Source organism: Microcoleus sp. MON2_D5 (assembly GCF_036701905.1).
Classification (GTDB): Bacteria; Cyanobacteriota; Cyanobacteriia; order Cyanobacteriales; family Microcoleaceae; genus Microcoleus.
The window spans coordinates 4629-22379 of record NZ_JAUBRM010000091.1 but is presented as its reverse complement, the minus strand read 5'-3'; the positions used below and the strand labels follow the sequence as shown (position 1 = coordinate 22379).

At 45.8% G+C, this 17751-nt stretch carries 17 protein-coding genes and 1 pseudogene; 5 read left to right on the top strand and 13 right to left on the bottom strand.

The annotated features are described in order from the left end of the window. The first annotated feature begins 201 nt into the window (after positions 1 to 201). Together QUA47_RS25365 and QUA47_RS25360 are read left to right on the top strand one after the other, a co-directional pair. Positions 202 to 1653: a leucine-rich repeat domain-containing protein gene (locus tag QUA47_RS25365; RefSeq protein ID WP_333432792.1), complete on the top strand. Its 1452-nt coding sequence runs from the start codon at positions 202 to 204 to the stop codon at positions 1651 to 1653. 39 nt (positions 1654 to 1692) lie between these two features. Next, entirely contained in the window at positions 1693 to 2910 is a 1218-nt protein-coding gene (locus tag QUA47_RS25360) for a leucine-rich repeat protein (RefSeq protein ID WP_333432791.1), read from the top strand. 141 nt (positions 2911 to 3051) lie between these two features. On the opposite strand, the gene QUA47_RS25355 is transcribed toward QUA47_RS25360, so the two are convergent. The 4 genes and pseudogenes from QUA47_RS25355 to QUA47_RS25340 form a co-directional block, all read right to left on the bottom strand. Further along, positions 3052 to 4845 carry an alkaline phosphatase D family protein gene (locus QUA47_RS25355; protein ID WP_333432790.1) on the bottom strand — a complete coding sequence of 598 codons (1794 nt, stop codon included), beginning with the start codon at positions 4843 to 4845 and terminating at the stop codon, positions 3052 to 3054. Between the two features lie 796 nt (positions 4846 to 5641). After that, positions 5642 to 5895 (bottom strand): annotated as a pseudogene (locus tag QUA47_RS25350) (ABC transporter ATP-binding protein); the annotation flags it as partial. A gap of 113 nt (positions 5896 to 6008) precedes the next feature. Further along, a complete protein-coding gene (locus QUA47_RS25345; protein ID WP_333041417.1) occupies positions 6009 to 6380 on the bottom strand; it encodes a DUF2237 domain-containing protein in 372 nt (123 codons plus the stop codon). Positions 6381 to 6429: 49 nt separating this feature from the next. Next, positions 6430 to 6891, bottom strand: coding sequence for a GNAT family N-acetyltransferase (locus QUA47_RS25340; protein WP_333432789.1), 462 nt, complete (start codon positions 6889 to 6891; stop codon positions 6430 to 6432). Positions 6892 to 7127: 236 nt separating this feature from the next. On the opposite strand from QUA47_RS25340, the gene QUA47_RS25335 reads away from it, so the two are divergent. Continuing rightward, positions 7128 to 7760 carry a Vat family streptogramin A O-acetyltransferase gene (locus QUA47_RS25335; RefSeq protein ID WP_333432788.1) on the top strand — a complete coding sequence of 211 codons (633 nt, stop codon included), beginning with the start codon at positions 7128 to 7130 and terminating at the stop codon, positions 7758 to 7760. A 209-nt stretch (positions 7761 to 7969) separates the two neighbouring features. On the opposite strand, the gene QUA47_RS25330 is transcribed toward QUA47_RS25335, so the two are convergent. Beyond that, positions 7970 to 9202 carry a methionine gamma-lyase family protein gene (locus tag QUA47_RS25330; RefSeq protein WP_333406349.1) on the bottom strand — a complete coding sequence of 411 codons (1233 nt, stop codon included), beginning with the start codon at positions 9200 to 9202 and terminating at the stop codon, positions 7970 to 7972. An 80-nt stretch (positions 9203 to 9282) separates the two neighbouring features. On the opposite strand from QUA47_RS25330, the gene QUA47_RS25325 reads away from it, so the two are divergent. Beyond that, the gene (locus QUA47_RS25325; RefSeq protein ID WP_190663096.1) at positions 9283 to 10095 is read left to right on the top strand and encodes an acyl-CoA desaturase; all 813 of its coding nucleotides are present in this window, start codon (positions 9283 to 9285) and stop codon (positions 10093 to 10095) included. A 358-nt stretch (positions 10096 to 10453) separates the two neighbouring features. Further along, positions 10454 to 11272 carry a fatty acid desaturase gene (locus tag QUA47_RS25320; protein ID WP_190663097.1) on the top strand — a complete coding sequence of 273 codons (819 nt, stop codon included), beginning with the start codon at positions 10454 to 10456 and terminating at the stop codon, positions 11270 to 11272. Between the two features lie 128 nt (positions 11273 to 11400). Here the strand turns inward: QUA47_RS25320 and QUA47_RS25315 are convergent, their stop codons facing one another. From QUA47_RS25315 to QUA47_RS25280, 8 genes are all read right to left on the bottom strand, one after another. Then, positions 11401 to 12246 (bottom strand): ABC transporter permease, encoded by an 846-nt coding sequence (locus tag QUA47_RS25315; protein WP_333432787.1) that lies wholly within the window; start codon positions 12244 to 12246, stop codon positions 11401 to 11403. 97 nt (positions 12247 to 12343) lie between these two features. Next, positions 12344 to 13255 (bottom strand): ABC transporter permease, encoded by a 912-nt coding sequence (locus tag QUA47_RS25310; RefSeq protein WP_333137887.1) that lies wholly within the window; start codon positions 13253 to 13255, stop codon positions 12344 to 12346. Between the two features lie 154 nt (positions 13256 to 13409). After that, positions 13410 to 14540: an extracellular solute-binding protein gene (locus QUA47_RS25305; RefSeq protein WP_333432786.1), complete on the bottom strand. Its 1131-nt coding sequence runs from the start codon at positions 14538 to 14540 to the stop codon at positions 13410 to 13412. Between the two features lie 107 nt (positions 14541 to 14647). Next, positions 14648 to 14842 (bottom strand): hypothetical protein, encoded by a 195-nt coding sequence (locus QUA47_RS25300; protein WP_190663101.1) that lies wholly within the window; start codon positions 14840 to 14842, stop codon positions 14648 to 14650. Continuing rightward, on the bottom strand, positions 14815 to 15945 hold the full coding sequence (locus QUA47_RS25295) for an ABC transporter ATP-binding protein (RefSeq protein ID WP_190663102.1): 1131 nt from the start codon (positions 15943 to 15945) through the stop codon (positions 14815 to 14817). Before QUA47_RS25295 ends, QUA47_RS25300 begins: the two co-directional genes overlap by 28 nt. Positions 15946 to 16200: 255 nt before the next feature. Beyond that, positions 16201 to 16887: a DUF4340 domain-containing protein gene (locus QUA47_RS25290; RefSeq protein ID WP_333432785.1), complete on the bottom strand. Its 687-nt coding sequence runs from the start codon at positions 16885 to 16887 to the stop codon at positions 16201 to 16203. A 135-nt stretch (positions 16888 to 17022) separates the two neighbouring features. Beyond that, the gene (locus QUA47_RS25285) at positions 17023 to 17277 is read right to left on the bottom strand and encodes a hypothetical protein (protein ID WP_333432784.1); all 255 of its coding nucleotides are present in this window, start codon (positions 17275 to 17277) and stop codon (positions 17023 to 17025) included. Between the two features lie 13 nt (positions 17278 to 17290). Beyond that, positions 17291 to 17751, bottom strand: a 461-nt coding sequence (locus QUA47_RS25280; protein ID WP_333432783.1) for a hypothetical protein, incomplete at its 5' end; no start/stop codon positions are given.

Here is a 17751-nt window from a genome sequence, read left to right as displayed (position 1 = left end):
CAGGCTATAAAGGCAATGGTTAACTCCGCTGTGCAGACCCCATCTTTAATCCCTCAAGTTTAGACCTGAATCCTTACCCTATAAATTAGTATAAGTTGCCTGAGTAAGGTGATTAAGAGAGTTTTTAATAGATGTTTTGCAGGGACACGGTAAGGCAGTGTCTTTGTTGTATACAGTTGGGAAAATTAGAGGTAAAAGATTATGACACTCATAGTTGCACACAAACACATGAAGTTACAAAAGTCGATCGCACTTACAGGTTGTGCGATCGTCCTAGCATCATGTGGAAATAGAACTTCCGAGTTAATTTCCAATTCGCAACCGGGAAACAATAGACCTTCCGCGTTAGTCTCTGAACCGCAACCGAAAAAAACTGGACCAACATTTGCTGATTGGTGTCGCAAAAAAGGTTCTTTGAGTCCTGAAGCTAAACATACTGTTGAGGTGCTGTTGCAGAAAGCTGAGACTACTGAGTGCGATGCAGCCGATCAGAAACTTTCGACTCTCACGGAACTCTACCTCTACGACAATAAAATCAGCGACATCAAACCGCTAGAATCCTTGACTAACCTGACAACTCTCGTCCTCGCTAACAATCCTATCAGCGACATCAAACCGCTAGAATCCTTGACTAACCTGACAGGTCTCGTCCTCGCTAACAATCCTATCAGCGACATCAAACCGCTAGAATCCTTGACTAACCTGACAACTCTCGTCCTCGAAAACAATCAAATCAGCGACATCAAACCGCTAGAATCCTTGACTAACCTGACTTTGCTCCTCCTCGAAAACAATCCTATCAGCGACATCAAACCGCTAGAATCCTTGACTAAACTGACTCGGCTCTTACTCGTAAAAAATCCTATCAGCGACATTAAACCGCTAGAATCCTTGACTAACCTGACTCGGCTCTTACTCGGCAAAAATAAAATCAGCGACATCAAACCGCTAGAATCCTTGACTAACCTGACTTATCTCAACCTCGACCACAATAAAATCAGCGACATCAAACCGCTAGAATCCTTGACTAACCTGAATGGGATCGAGCTCCGCAACAATCAAATCAGCGACATCAAACCGCTAGAATCCTTGACTAACCTGACAAATCTCACCCTCGACAACAATCAAATCAGCGACATCAAACCGCTAGAATCCTTGACTAACCTGACGGAGCTCAATCTCGCCAACAATCCAATCAGCGACATCAAACCGCTAGAATCCTTGACTAACCTGACAGGTCTCGTCCTCTACAACAATCAAATCAGCGACATCAAACTGCTAGAATCCTTGACTAACCTGACAAGTCTCGTCCTCGGCGACAATCAAATCAGCGACATCAAACCGCTACAATCCTTGACTAACCTGACTTATCTCGACCTCGGCGACAATCAAATCAGCGACATCAAACCGCTACAATCCTTGACTAGCCTGGATAGGCTCGTCCTCGGCGACAATCAAATCAGCGACATCAAACCGCTAGAATCCTTGACTAACCTGACGGAGCTCGTCCTCGCCAACAATCAAATCAGCGACATCAAACCGCTAGAATCTTTGACTAAACTTACTGAAATCAGGCTCAGCGGAAATCCGATCGCTCCCAAAACTTGCCCACTCAAGCCAGAGTCTATCTGTAAGTGGGAACCCTCAAATTAAATGCTCAAACTTTACTGTTGGGGAAATTAGAGGTACAAGATGATGGCACTCATAGTTGCACACAAACACATGAAGTTACCAAAGTCGATCGCACTTGCTGGTTGTGCGATCCTAGCATTATCTGCAAATGGACTGTCTGCTAAGGCTGCAGAAACGCGATCGGGAAACAGTAGACGAACATTTGCTGATTGGTGTCGCGATCGCGCTTCTTTGACTCCTGAAGTTAAACATACTGTTGATGTGCTGTTGAAGGAAGCAGGGGCTACTGAGTGCGATCGCGCTTCTCAGAAACTTTCTAGTCTCACGGAACTCAACCTCTACGGAAATCAAATCAGCAACATCAAACCGCTAGAATCTTTGACTAAACTGACTAAGCTCGACCTCACCAACAATAAAATCAGCGATATCAAACCGCTAGAATCTTTGACTAACCTGACTTCGCTCACCTTCAACAACAATAAAATCAACGATATCAAACCACTAGAATCTTTGACTAACCTGACTTCGCTCGATGTCAGTAATAATCCACTTAGTGACATCAAATCCTTAGAATCTTTGACTAACCTAACTACGCTCAGCCTCTTCAACTCTCAAATCAGCGACATCAAACCTTTACAATCCTTGACTAACCTGAATTTTTTGTTCCTCACCAACAATCAAATCAGCGACATCAAACCCCTAGAATCCTTGACTAACCTGGTTTGGCTCGATCTCGGAAACAATAAAATCAGCGACATCAAACTGCTAGAATCCTTGACTAATCTGATGGATCTCGGTCTCGACAACAATAAAATCAGCGACATCAAACCCCTAGAATCTTTGACTAACCTGACTGATATCGCTCTCTTCAACAATAAAATCAGCGACATCAAACCGCTAGAATCTTTGACTAACCTGACTGAACTCTACCTCAGAAACAATAAAATCAGTGACATCAAACCCCTAGAATCTTTGATTAAATTGACTACTCTCGACCTCAGAAACAATAAAATCAGCGATATCAAACCGCTAGCATCTTTGACTAAACTGTATTCGCTCTTCCTCAATAACAATGAAATCAGTGACATCAAACCCCTAGAATCGTTGATTAAATTGACTACTCTCGACCTCAGAAACAATAAAATCAGCGATATCAAACCGCTAGCATCTTTGACTAACCTAACTTCGCTCGTCCTCAGTGGAAATCTAATTGCTCCCAAAACTTGCCCTCTCAAGCCAGAGTATATCTGTCAATGGGAACCAGAACCTAATCCATAAAACTTTACAGTTCCGAAAATTAGAGGTACAAAATTATGACACAAATCACCATAATTATGCTTTGAAAGTCCGCGTAGGCGGACTTAGTTTGTGTCACCGCGATTTCAATCGCCTGGATATTTTTGCAAGAAGTCTATTTAATCACTTAGGATTAACAACAAACTCACTGACAATAAACGGCTTTCGATTAATAATCGCACTGGGATTAGCATCAAGTTGCGACTGCGTGTAAGGTTCAATACCATAAGTTATTACCCGCAACTGCTGACTCTCAGGAGCAACTTCAAACTCATTCCAGCCGTAGGTATGCACTCCTAAATACTCTCCCTGAATCAGTCTAGCGTCAATCCCAGAACCTTCCAAACCAACTGGATCGTATCCTAGCGGCGCTGTCCGAGTATCCAGAATATTGCGGACAAAGGCATCTTTTTGTTCCCTTGTCGGCAATGAATTATAGCGATCTTTTTCCGATTGTGGCAGCAAGGCGGTGGGCGTAAAAGCAACTGTTGCGGGGCCAAAGGGGGCGGCAAACGGCCCTTGCCCGATGTTCAACTGAATAGCAACAGGACTGGTCATTACATCAATAACATCCGTAGGGATTTGCGGCTGACCTGCGGCTTCTTGATAGGTGACATTATTCACCACATATCCGTGAAAATCTCCAGTGGCAAAGACCACATTTTTGATGTTATTTTCTTTGATGAAACGTAGCAAATCTGTTCGTTCAGCAGCATAACCTTCCCAGCGATCGCCTGCAACCGGAATCCCAAAATTTTGAATCGGATCGCTTGACATAATAAACTTCCAAGTGATGCCATTTTGTTGAGATTTCAGTAAGTCATTTTTCAAATCCTGAAGTTGCGCCCCTCCTAACAGCGTGCGATTGGGCGTAAAGGCATCATTGAGAAACTTATTAACAGTAGCTTGGTCGGAAGTTTCTGGGATACTTTTCAAAGAATTATCTCGGAAAGAGCGCAAGTCTAACACAAATGTAGCTGCATCACTGCCGAAGGTATTGTAACGATAAAGTTTCTGCTCATTAGCAGTGCGAGAGTCGCCCGTATTGCCATAAAAATCATCTCGCACGGGATTGTAGGCTTGAAATGCTTGTAAACCTGTGTCAAATACAGGCGTATCATTGACAAAGCCTCCCCCCGTCCCAAAAATTCCTTCTTTTTGCGGTGACTCACTAGGTGTTGCACCCCCGGCAAAATCATTCGTGAGTTCGTGGTCATCCCAGCTAGCATAGATGCTAGTAGAAGCCTGCAAATCAGCCCAGGTATTGAGGCCATAACGTTGAGCGTAGACTTCATTGTGCTTGGTGCTAAACTCTTCAAAAGTTTTAGGTTGTCTGACTCCCGGCAAATCCGGCGATAGATCGTCTACATAAGCGCTGTCGCCGAGGCGAACAAAAAAGTCGAGATTGCGTTCCGGCGCATTTGCGATCGGCGGGAAAGGAGTAAGTTGACCTTGCCAGTCGCCTGCTACCCCAAATCGTAAACCCTGGCGATTTCCCAACTCAGCAGCAGTGCGGAATTGACCAACTGCTGAAGTGCCAGCGGCATCACGCACTCGATAAAAATATTGAGTACCAGGCTTTAAATTTGTCAGTTCGGCTTTCACGGGTACGGTAATATCGGTGACGGTATCTGTGAGAGTGCCGAGACTGTTACTGAAGTTTGGATCTGTGGAATATTCAAAGACAACATTACCCAGAACTGTGCTGCGAGTCAACAAAACCGTTGAAGTTTGGGTGGTATCTCCAGAAGCAACGCCATTTGGCAAGGTTGAGTCACCAGACTTAATAAATGGGGTGACATCTCGCCCTTCAGCAGCGCCAAACTTGATAAAGTGTTCAATGCCAGTGAGTTCGTCCCGTTCAACAGCGCCAGTAATACCGGGGTTTTTGGCCAGATAATAGCTATCGTTATACAAAGGGCTGGGACTGCGGTTTTCCGATTGACCAAATTGGAGGAAGTGACCAATGCCAGTAAGTTCATCGCGATCGACAGCCGCAGCAACATCGGGATTTTTCCCTAGATAATAGCTGTTGTTATAGAATGGGCTAGGATTGCGGCCTTCAGATTCTCCAAAATTAATGAAGTGTTGTATTGCTGTGGTAGCTTTGCTGTTGACAGCGGTGGCAACCTCAGGGTTATTTAGGAGATAATAATTAGTATCGAATAGGGCGCTAGGGTTGCGACCCTCAAATTGACCGAATTGGGTGAAGTGTTCAAATCCGTTTTGGAAGTTCCCTTTGGCTAGAGCGGCTGCTACCTCTGGGTTTTTAGCCAGATACTAGGTTTCTTGAAATAGAGTTTTAGCGTCTAACATAAGGAAAAATATGAAGTTTTGTTGTTTAATGACCCTGGTGGCTCAAAATAGCCTTCACAGGATTATACAGTGTCGCGATCGCGATCATTAAGTAGAAGAAAGAAGGAAGAAGGAAGAAGACTTACACAGCCAGCTTTTTAGTGGAACTTAAACATTTTCCAGCCCCTTTAAAAGCTGAAACCCCCTCTAGGGAATGGAAAGTAATCGATAACCGAAAAATGTCAGAAACCCTTGGTATAACTAGGTTAATACCCATTTTATCTAAAAGTATTTCTCTATCTGCGTTTGAAGCCAAAATGGCTTCAGTTTTTGTCTAAGTCCCGTTAGTCATCCTTGTTTTACCTTTAATATCACCTCCGATGAAATGCGATCGCTAATTCTGGCCAAACTTCAGCCGCTAAACTTCCTGAATTTGCATCAACCGCTGCTTGAACCTTGCTGGATCGGCCCGATCGAGCACTTCACACTTTTCCAACAAAAAAGCCCATCGCAATAATTCAACTCATCCAAACCGTGAGTCACCCACAAAGCCGTCAGCCCGCAATTTTTGACCAAACGCTGCACCGCGGGCACCAAATCTAACTGAGAATCAGGAGCGAGTAAAGCCGTAGGTTCATCTAATAGTAAAACCTCGAAATGACGAGCGATCGCACTTAAATATTTGAGTGGCGATCGAGCTCAAATCTCAAATCCATTGACTTGATGTTCATCAGAAAAAGACGATCGCCCTTATTGACTAAAAGCGATCGCACACCAACATCCTCCTACAAATCAGCAGCGTGCTGCTTCAATTCATCTAAAGAAACGTATTCCAAAGTCAAGGCGTGAGTCGCAGCCAAAACCACAGGCGGCGCAACTCCTGCATCCATTGCTTCCTTCCACCGAGACGCGCACAAACACCAGCAATCCCCAGGCTTCAAACCGGGAAAGTTAAATTCAGGAACCGGAGTGCTCAAATCATTTCCGTTCGATTTAGTGAATTGCAAAAACTCTTCTGTCAGTTGAGCACAAACAGTGTGAGCCCCAAAGTCCCCACCACCTGTATTGCATTTGCCGTCCCGATAATATCCTGTCATGGGCGAAGTGCAGCAAGTCTCTAACTTTCCGCCCAGCACATTTGTAGCTTCTGTCACCATCGCAACTCCTGAGTAAAACTCTTCGATCTAATTTTACACAAATCGTTGTTTATATATTTTTTTCCATGACAAAGTTGATGAATTGTTGTCCTCGCCGTTCTACTTCTTGTTTTCTAATTACCATAAATCCCTGGCTTTCAAAAAAAGGTCGAGCTGTAATGCTGGCTTCGGTAAATAACTTGTTAATTCCTAAGTCTTTGGCTTTTGACTCAATTTGTTTTAAAATTAGCCTGCCGACTCCTTGCCTTTGAAAATCTTGATGACAGTAAAAGCGATCGATATGGCCGCTTGCTTCTAATTCCCCAAAACCTGCAATTTGATCGCCCTCTTCTGCTACGAAAGTAAATTTACTGCTTAAACTTTTAGTCCAACTTTCGATATCCATATCTGCTGGTGCCCAAGCATCTACTTGTGCTTTTGTGTAATCGCGGATGTTTACTTCGTGTACGGTGTCGTAAAACAGTTTTACAATTTGTTGGGTATCACCGATTTCGTAGGTTCGTACTCTCATAAATTATCTCACTGCGATCGCTTCTTTAATATTAATTTGGGATTTTTAACCGCTTCGGAACGCGGATGGATATTGGCTTTTACCATTTTGTCTCATTTCTTGCAGGGCGATCGACCCAAAATTTCTCGCCGACCACTTGACAAACTCTATTACTCTATGTTAATCAAGCAGAATCAAACCTCACTCGAATTAACACTACATCAATCCAGCAGCTTAACGAATAAGGATGGAAACTTATGACAGAAAGTGGGCCCGATCCAAACCGACCTTATCCGATGGCCGATCAGCGGCGCGTATGCTTCATCAAAAACTTTATTAAATCCCCCAACATTATCGTCGGCGATTACTCATATTACGACGATCCAATAGATCCAGAAAACTTTGAAAAAAATGTACTTTATAACTACGGAAACGATCGATTAATTATTGGCAAATTTTGTGCGATCGCCACCAACGTCAAGTTCATTATGAACGGTGCCAATCACAAACTAGACGGGATTTCAACTTATCCTTTTCCTGTTTTTGGGAATGGTTGGGAAACAGCCATGAATTTATTAATGGAACTGCCAAGTAAAGGCGATACCGTCATTGGCAATGATGTTTGGATCGGCTATGAATCCCTGATTATGCCTGGAGTCAAAATCGGCGATGGTGCCGTCATTGCCGCCAAATCCGTTGTAGTAAAAGACATTCCCGCTTACACCGTTGTCGGTGGAAACCCCGCACATCCAATCAAACAGCGTTTTAGCGATGGTGAAGTTGCACAACTATTAGAAATTAGGTGGTGGGATTGGGAAATACAAAAGATTTCGCGCAATGTCAGCATAATTATGCAAGGCGATATTCAAGCACTCAAAAATGCGGAGTAAACTCGCAAATACAGCGATATTAATTTTAACTCCGATCCTGTGTACCGGTTCCGGCGCGATCGAAGGCGAGCCAACTCCCAGCAGCCGATCCCGGATACATCTTCTAATCTGCGTTCATCAGCGTCAATCTGCCTGCATCTGCGGTCAAAAAATCCCCAAAAATCACCCTGCAAACCCAGGGAGCCCCCATACCGCACCGCCCCTACAACTTACTTAGCCGGGCCCACAGCCTCGATCGCATCCTCAAGAGCGATCGATACATGAGTCCAATGAGTCCCCCCCTGACAAAAAGCCACATAGGGTTCTCGCAAAGGCCCGTCAGCCGAAAACTCCGACGTACTCCCATCAATAAAAGTACCCCCAGCCATCACCAACTGACTCTCGTACCCCGGCATCGGAGCCGGCACCGGATCTAAATAGGAACCCACGGGGGAATTTTGCTGAACCGCCCGACAAAAAGCAATTAACTTATCAGCCGAACCAAATTCGATCGCCTGAATCACATCTCGTCTTCTAGCCAAAGGCATAGGATTCACTCGATAACCCAACTCATAAAAAACATAAGCCGTTAAATGATTGCCTTTGATCGCCTCTCCCACCAACCCGGGAGCCAAAAAAAGACCCTGAAACAGCAAGCGATTCAAATCAAAAGTTGCGCCGCCGCTGCTGCCAATTCCCGGTGCCGTCAAGCGACAAGTTGCCGCCTCCACCAAATCAGCCCTCCCGGCGACGTAACCTCCTGCAGGGACGATCGTACCCCCCGGATTTTTGATTAAAGAACCAGCCATCAGATCCGCACCCACAGCAGTAGGTTCGCAATCCTCGACAAACTCCCCGTAACAATTATCAACAAAGCAAATTGTGTTAGGATTCTGATGTTTGACTACGGCGACGATTTTTTCAATCTCAGAAATAGACAAACTCGACCGCCAAGAATAGCCGCAAGAGCGCTGGATAAAAACCAGGCGAGTCTTTGCTGAAATAGTAGAGCTCAATGCCTGCCAATCCAAACTTCCTTCCCGAGTTAGAGGCAACTCACGGTAACTAATGCCAAACTCAAGCAGTGAACCTTGACCTTGCCCTCGCAAGCCGATCACTTCTTCTAAAGTATCGTAGGGAGAACCAGCCACTGCCAACATTTCGTCACCAGGACGCAGGATGCCAAAAAGAGCACAGGCGATCGCGTGAGTACCCGAAACAAACTGTACCCGGACAGCCGCGGCCTCTGCCCCTACCACTTCGGCAAATAACCCGTCCAAAGTCTCTCGACCCAAATCATCGTGGCCGTAACCCGTAACCCCTGCAAAATGGTGGACTCCAACCCGGTGGCTGCGAAAAGCTTTTAAGACTCGTTGAAGATTTTGCTTGACTGTAGTGTCAATACCAGAAAAAATCTGAAAGAGTGCCTGTTCTGCTTCCTGTAGCCGTGAAACGCTATTCATCTATACCTCGCTCACCCTTTGCGTGCGCGCTGTTCATTATCGCGTAGATGCGGCCCCTAGTTTGTAAACATAATATATTCATGACGATTGCAACTTCCAAAAAAACTTCTCCTGATTGGCCTGTCGTAGGCTTTATGGCATTTCTGCACATCGGTGCTTTATTTGCCTTGCTGCCGGGTAATTTTAGCTGGTCTGCTGTCGGGCTAGCAGTATTCCTGCATTGGGTAACAGGTGGTTTAGGAATTACTCTCGGATATCACCGCCTAGTCACCCACCGCAGTTTTCAAACACCGAAATGGCTAGAGTATTTTCTAGTTATTTGCGGTACTCTTTCCTGTGAAGGTGGCCCGATCGACTGGGTAGGAATGCACCGGTTACACCACATACATTCCGACACCGAAACAGATCCCCACGATTCCAATCAAGGCTTCTGGTGGAGCCACATGGGCTGGATGCTGTCGGATCTCCCCATCAGAGTGGAAATCCCCCGCTTTACTAAAGACATCGGCGACGACCCAGTATACAAGTTTCTCCAAGCATATTTTATCCCCATCCAAGTCGTCTTCGGTGTGTTGCTTTATTTATTAGGCGGCTGGTCTTTCGTGGTTTGGGGCGTGTTTATGCGGATCGTGGTGGTGTTCCACTGCACTTGGCTGGTTAACAGCGCTACCCACAAATTTGGCTACCGCACCTACGAGTCGGGCGATGGATCGACGAACTGCTGGTGGGTTGCCCTGCTCACCTACGGCGAAGGCTGGCACAACAACCACCACGCCTTTCAATACTCGGCTCGCCACGGCCTCCAATGGTGGGAAATCGACTTCACCTGGATGACAATTCAACTGCTGCAAGCACTTGGTTTGGCAACCAAAGTGAAATTAGCCGAAAAATAGCGATCGGCAATTAGTCATTGGTTGTCGGTCATCAGGTCTGGACTAATGGCTCGTGACCAATGCCTAATCGTGTTTTTGCGATCGGTAGAGGTTGGGTTGAACAAAGATCGAATCCCCTGGTGCGATCGACCCAACCAAAACCAGAATCAGTTATAATAGAGTTGGGAACAAAAAATTTTGTTTGGCAGCCAAATTTTTTATTTTCAAAATACAACGGTAAATCTTTTTCAATCCTAATCCAAAATCTATCATTGATTCTTTATTAGTTTGGGCAAGAGTGCAGCAAAAAATTTCACTGTTCAATCCAAACTATTATGCGTGAATTCAGCTCGGCATCTCATCAGAAATCAAAAAGAGAATGACAATTGCAACGCAAGAAAAACTCCAATACAATTGGAAGCACGTTATTAGTTTAGCAGGACTTCATATCGGCGCTTTGTTCGCACTGCTACCCAGTAACTTCAATTGGACAGCAGTTGGTTTAACAGTATTCATGCACTGGATAACGGGCGGTTTGGGAATAACTCTCGGATGGCATCGAATGCTCACCCACCGCAGTTTTCAGACACCAAAATTCGTAGAATACTTTCTAGCATTTTGCGGAGCCCTTGCCTGTCAAGGAGGAATAATTGATTGGGTTGGGCTGCACCGATTGCACCACACCAACTCTGACCAAAATGCGCTCGACCCTCACAATGCCCAAAAGGGTTTTTGGTGGAGTCACCTCGGCTGGATGCTATATAAAGGTCCAGCTCACGCTGAAATTTCTCGCTGCACAAAAGACATTTCGAGCGACCCCTTTTACCAGTTTTTGCAAAACTACTTTCTCCCCATTCAAATCGCATTTGGCGTGTTGCTTTACTTAGCAGCAGGCTGGCCTTTTGTAGTTTGGGTAATTTTTGTCCGCTTAGTTGCGGTATATCACTGCACTTGGTTTGTTAACAGCGCCACTCACAAATTTGGCTACCGCACTTACGAAACCGAAGATAGTTCTACTAACTGTTGGTGGGTTGCGGTTTTGACTTACGGCGAAGGCTGGCACAACAACCACCACGCTTTTCAATACTCTGCGCGTCACGGTATGAAATGGTGGGAAATTGACTTCACTTGGATGACAATTCAAGTCATGGAAGCACTAGGTTTGGCTACTAAGGTGAAATTACCAGCAGCAAAATAGCAGCAATTCAGTCCTAGACGCAGAACCTCTGTAGGGTTTCAACTGCGTACATTACCGCCTCAGAAACCCGGTTTCTCAAAGAAACCGGGTTTTTTGGTGAGTAATAACCAATGACCAATGACCAATGACTAATGAGTCCGTTTTTGCTCGCCCCGGCCGCGCAAATACTCCGCTAAAAATGCCAATCCTCCCGAACCTACTATCAACAGCACGCTGAGAGCATTAATATCAGGTTTCACCCCAGTCCGAATCCGGCTAAAAATTTCCATCGGCAGAGTTGTAGTCCCGCTACCTGCGGTAAAACTCGCAATCAAAAAATCGTCCATGCTGAGGACAAAAGACAGCAGACAACCGGAAACAATTCCGGGTATTAATTGAGGGAGCAAAACCTGAATAAAAGCTTCAACAGGCGTTGCACCCAAATCCAAGGCAGCCTCTTCTAAATACGGGTTTAAATCGGCCAATCTAGTAGAAACAGCTAGGGCGATGTAAGCCAGACAAAACACAATGTGAGCGGCGACAATTGTCCACAAACTCAGAGGAATAGCCAGCGCTGCTAAAAATACCAGAGTAGCAACTGCGGTAGCAATATCTGGAATAATAATCGGCAAGTAGGAGACTCCCTGATATAAACTCTTGCCAGGAAAGCGGTAGCGGGCTAAACCAACCGCCATCAAAGTGCCAAGTACAGCCGAGATTGCAACTGCACAAACAGCCACTGTTAAACTGTTTCTCAGGGCCACTAAAATCCGCGTATCGCTAAATAATTTAACGTACCAATCTAAAGTAAATCCTTCCCAGCCGGCGCTAAAACGCGATTTGTTAAAGCTGTAAAATGTGAGTACCAGGATGGGCAGGTACATATAAAAAAACATCAAAACGGCAAATATTACCTGCCAAGAAACCTTAAATTTAGGTTTTAAGTACATATCGGCTTGTATTTCCTCCTGTGGATTGTCGGCGGTATTTTCCATTTCTCGGTAATCGGTAATTGGTAATCGGTAATTGGTAATAGATTAGGATTGTTTTCTTCCTTCTTGCTTCTTCCTTGTTCCTTCTTCCTTTAACATCCTAAATTGCATTACGATCGCCATATTTGAGCAAGAGGGCAATTCCGATACTCACTGCAAAGATTAATACCATACTCAGAGCCGAACCCAGCCCCCAATTTTGAGTGGCCCCCAAAAACTGATTGTAAATCAAACGAGCCGCCGTCATACTCGAAGCTCCACCGAGCAACTCCGGATCGACAAAATCGCCCAAACTGCTAATAAAGACTAGCAAAGAACCCGCAGCAATTCCCGGCATAGTCTGAGGTACTGTCACTTTCCAGAAAGTTTCCACTGGATTCGCACCCAAATCCTGAGATGCTTCTAGCAACCTGCGGTCTAACTTTTCCAAAGATGCGTAGAGAATTGTCACGATATAAGGCAAATAACTGTAAGCCATGCCGATTAAAACTGCGGAACTTTGATTGAGCAATTCTAGAGGAGGGATGCCCAAAAGTCCCAGGAGCGAGTTGAGAACACCCGTAGGACGCAAAATTGTAATCCAAGCATACGATCGCAACAGCGAAGAAGTCCACAGCGGCAACACAAAGCCTAACAAAGTTAAATTCCGCCACTTTTTCGAGACATTGAGGGCGATCCAGTAAGCGACGGGAAATCCCAGCAGCAAACACAGAATAGTAGTCCCCGTTGCGAAAAAGAGAGATCGACCCATCACCTGTAAATTCAGCGGCTCAAACACTCTCAGGTAATTGCCGATTCCCGAAGGATTCACCAAATCTCCCGGCTTAATATTCGGCACCAAACTAAGCTGAAAAATCACCAAAGTTGGTATGACTAATAATAAAAGCAGCAACAAGCCTGAAGGGCCGAGCAATGCCAGTGGCCCAGCCCAAGCAGACCACGGGGAAACAGTTTCAGCCTTCAAAGGAGAATTGGGAGGAATAGGAGGGGGAGTTCTAGTTGAAACAGCCATAGATCAATTGTTTTGAGTTTTTAACCGCTGATGAACGCGGGTTAACGCGGATATAATACGGATTGAGTGGGCGCTCTGCTTTAGGGGGGCAGGTTTATGTATATATTGGGTAAGAATCAGAGATTGCCTGTAAAACCCGCCCTAGGTTTGATGATTAGCCGCTGGTTAATTGAGTCCAATAGCGATCGTACACTTCCATAAATTTGCCTACCGGAGCCACACCTTCGCACTTTTTCAAAACAGCTTCCGAAGGAAAAAGAATGTCGTTTTCGCGAACTTCCGGGGGCAACAAACTAAAAGCATCTTCCGAAGGAGTTGAAAAACTGAGCCGCTCTACTAAAGAAGCAGCGACATCGGGTTGCAGCATAAAGTTAATCCATTTATAAGCTGCTTCGGGATTGGGAGAACCTTTAGGAATTACTAAAGTGTCAGTCCACAGAGAAGAACCGCTTTTGGGGACGACATACTTTAATTTATCGTTATCTGAAATTACTTCATTAGCATCAGAAGAATAACACATAGCTACCTTCAAATCCCCCGTCAGCATTTGAGGCCGCCAAGCATCAGTAGTAAAAGATGCGATCGCCGGTTTGAGTTCCACCAACTTTTCGTAAGCTTGTTTGACTTGCTCTTGGTTCGTAGAATTCAGAGAATAGCCCAGCATCCGCAACGCAGCGCCCATGACTTCTCGAACATCACTCGCCAGCGTCATTCGCCTTGCTAACTCTTGTTTGTGCTGCCACAAATAGTCCCAATCTTCAGGAGCTTCTTTGAGTTGTTCGGTGTTGTAAATCAAGCCTGTGGTTCCCCAACTCAAAGGCACGCTGTAGCGGTTTCCTGGGTCATAAACAGGGTTTTGGAACTGTTTTCTGAGCCGATCGAGCCCGCCCAAAATCGAGTGGTCTAATGGGCTCAACAGCCCGAGTTCCGTCATTTGAACCACCATGTAGTCCGACGGGTAAATGATGCTGTAGGCGCGCGCGCCACCGGCTTGAACTCTCGCCAGCATCTCTTCGTTGGAGCTAAACACGTCAGCCACTACGCGAATGCCGGTTTTTTCGGCAAAGCGATCGAGCAAAGCTTCATCGGTATAGCCTGCCCAAGTATAGATGAAAAGTTGGTCGGCAGAACCTTTGACGGCAGGAGCAGATTGTACGTCTGCAAGTCGCCAGCCGCAACTCGAAGCAGCTAACCCGGAAATTGTCGCCGCCGAATTTTTTAGGAACTGACGGCGTGTAGAATTAGCCGGAAAAATCCTGGAAATTGGTAAGTTAGTCGGAGGCACAGTTAGATTTTAGATTTTAGATTTTAGATTTTAGATTGGGGAATTGGGGATTGGGAAATTCGATTTTAGATTTTAGATTTTAGATTGGGCAATTAGGGATTGGGAAATTAGATTAAATCGGTTAAATCCCGTACACTGCTCGTTACCGAACTTCCCTGCAACATCCATCCGTTAAATCGGTTAAATCCCGTACACTGTTCGTTGCCGAACTTCCCGACCTCCGTGACATCCGTTAAATCTCGATCGCGTGTTCGTTGCCGAACTTCCTTCGTAATTATGCTCGATCGGTCAAAGCGAGACAATCAGTAGTTCCCCAATAAGCGTAAATCGGCGTGTGCGGATCTGGGAAAGAACCGCCGGTATTTGGCTGGCGTACAGTAATTTTATCGCCCGACGCCAACTCAACCACGTAATGAACGTGCGTGCCCATGTACATAGTATTTTTGAGCCGCCCTTCAAAACAGTTGACCGACACTTCCGGCTCGTAGAGATTCAAATATACTTTTTCCGGCCGAACGCTGACCACAACAGAGTCGCCTGTGACACCACTCCACATATCCGACTGCTGAACGACTATTTTCAGATTGGCTGATGTGCGAACTGTGATAGTCGATCGGTCGATCGACTCCACCGTACCAGAAAACAAATTCGTATCGCCAATAAAATCCGCCACAAAAGCCGTCTGCGGGCACTCATAAATTTCTTCAGGAGAGCCAATTTGCTCGATCCTCCCCTCGTGCATCACCGCAATCCGGTCAGACAGACTCATCGCCTCTTCTTGGTCGTGAGTCACCATCACAAAAGTCAAACCCAATTCTTGATGCAAATTCGACAGTTCCAACTGCATCTGCTTCCGCAACTTCAAATCCAGAGCACCCAGAGGTTCGTCCAGCAGCAAAACCGCCGGTCGATTTACCAGAGCTCTCGCCAAAGCCACCCGCTGCTGCTGGCCGCCTGACATTTGACCGGGAAACCTGTTGGCGAAAGATTCCATTTTCACCAATTGCAAAACTTCCCGTACCCGTTCTTCAATTTCTGCTTTCCCCAGCTTTTTTATCCGCAATCCAAAAGCTATATTGTCCCAGACATTCATGTGTCCGAACAAAGCATAGCTTTGAAACACAGTATTTACCGGACGGCGGTAAGCTGGAGTGTTGGTCATCGACTGGCCCCGAATCATCAATTCGCCCGCCGAGGGAGTCTCGAACCCAGCGATTAACCGCAGGGTCGTAGTCTTGCCGCAGCCGCTAGGCCCGAGGATGCTAAAAAATTCTCCTTGGCGGATGTTGAGGTCAACTCCGCGGACTGCGGTTTCGCCGTTAAATACCTTAAAGACCTTGCGGAGTTCAACGTCAAGCGCTGTATCCGTTGCTGTCGTACCTTGGTTGAGTGCTGTCTGAAACATATTCGCCCTTTCCTGGGGGTAATGCACGCCACTTACATACAGTTTAAGTTTAGACTTTTCTGTATTTTAGGTGAGGAATGTTGGATGTAACAGGTTTTGGGATTGGTTCTTTAAATTCTATCCCAGAGTGCACCATTGTCAGCCACAGGCAAGATGGCTGTTCCACAAGAAAATTCACTCTTTGTGGAACAGCCATCTTGCCTGTTCATACAAGGCTTATTGAGAATGGTGCAACATCTCAGATCGAACGGCCATCTATTTATTCTCAGGACTTGGCGTCGGAGATGGTTTTTGCGGTTTGTCTGTTTTGGGTTCTTCTGCTTTTTTCCACTCTGACAAAGGTCGCTGGACGGCATTTTTAAAGTCAAAAGGCACTAGCAGCACGGACAAATTTTGGGCGGAATTTTGAGGGGGCGCTTCCGGCGGATTGGCTTGAGCGTACAAGAAGCGGCCGCTAAAGTCTGTTTTGCCTAAAACTAGGCGGTGAGTTTCCTGGTTGTCCAGCTTTACTGTGACTGTAGCTTGGGGTTGGTCGAGACCGAATTCTGGCAGTTGAGCAGCAGTAATATTAATCGTGCGATCGCTCTTTCCTGTGGCGAGCCTGTCGAGCAAAAAATCCACCGATGCCTGACTTGCGTGTGCTTGCACTGGCAATTTCATTTCCCAGCTAGACTTGCCTCCTTTTGTAGCATAAACTCGCTCAAAGGTCAATATTTTTTCGGGAGTTTTGACTGTAAAGAATTGTATGCGATCGGAGTTAAAAGCAAAAATTTTCTGTTTTTCTTCCTTAGCGGCTTCCTGTTTCGGAGATACTTGCATCTCGAACAAAGCAACCAACCCCGTCATGCTCAGCGCGACGGCTATCAATACTAATGTATTTTTCTGCAATTTCATAGTAACAGCGAATTCGGCATTGGGCATTGGGCATTGGGCATTGGGCATTGGGCATTGTTGACTGTTGACTGTTGACTGTTGATTAATGTTATTGGTTATTTGTTATTAGCCACAGCAAAGGATTAACAAATGACAACTGTCAACTGTCAACTGTCAACTGTCAACTGACAACAGTCAACTAACTTATCTTCTCTTCCACCAGATAGCGCCGCCAATTCCCAGTCCGAGTAAAGGCCAAATTAGCCAAGCTAAAACCAGCAATCCTATTTGGATGGGCGTCATGTTAATGCGGCGGTTGGTAGCTTTTTTCGGACTGATAGAAAAGCTTTGCTGGTCTGGTTTACTCAACCAACTGACTGAATTGAGAAACACGTCGCTATTGAGTTGTTGGTCAAACCAACCGTTAGTCACAAATTGAGATGTGCCAATTACTACCATTCGCGATGTTTTTCTAGGAGTTGAAGGCGCTGAAGGAGTTGACTTTGGACTGGGAGATGTTGTGGGAGATGCTGTGGGAGATGTTTCTGGTGTCGGTGTGGGAGATGCTGTGGGAGATTCTGTCGGTATTGGCGAACTTTCTGGATATGCTGTGGGATATGCTGTCGGAGATGCTGCCGGTGTTGGCGAAGTCGTCGGTAATACTGGAGGCGTAGCTTCTTGCGAGACAATCACCGAATAGCTGATTGGGGAAGCTGTTGGTGAAGTTGTCGGCGATGGTGAAGTTGTTGGCGATGGTGAAGTTGTTGGCGATGGTGAATCTGTCGGCGATGGTGAAGTTGTTGGCGATGGCGAAGTTGTTGGCGATGGCGAAGTAGTTGGCGACGGTGAATCTGTCGGCGATGGCGAAGTAGTTGGCGACGGTGAATCTGTCGGCGATGGCGAAGTAGTTGGCGACGGTGAATCTGTCGGCGA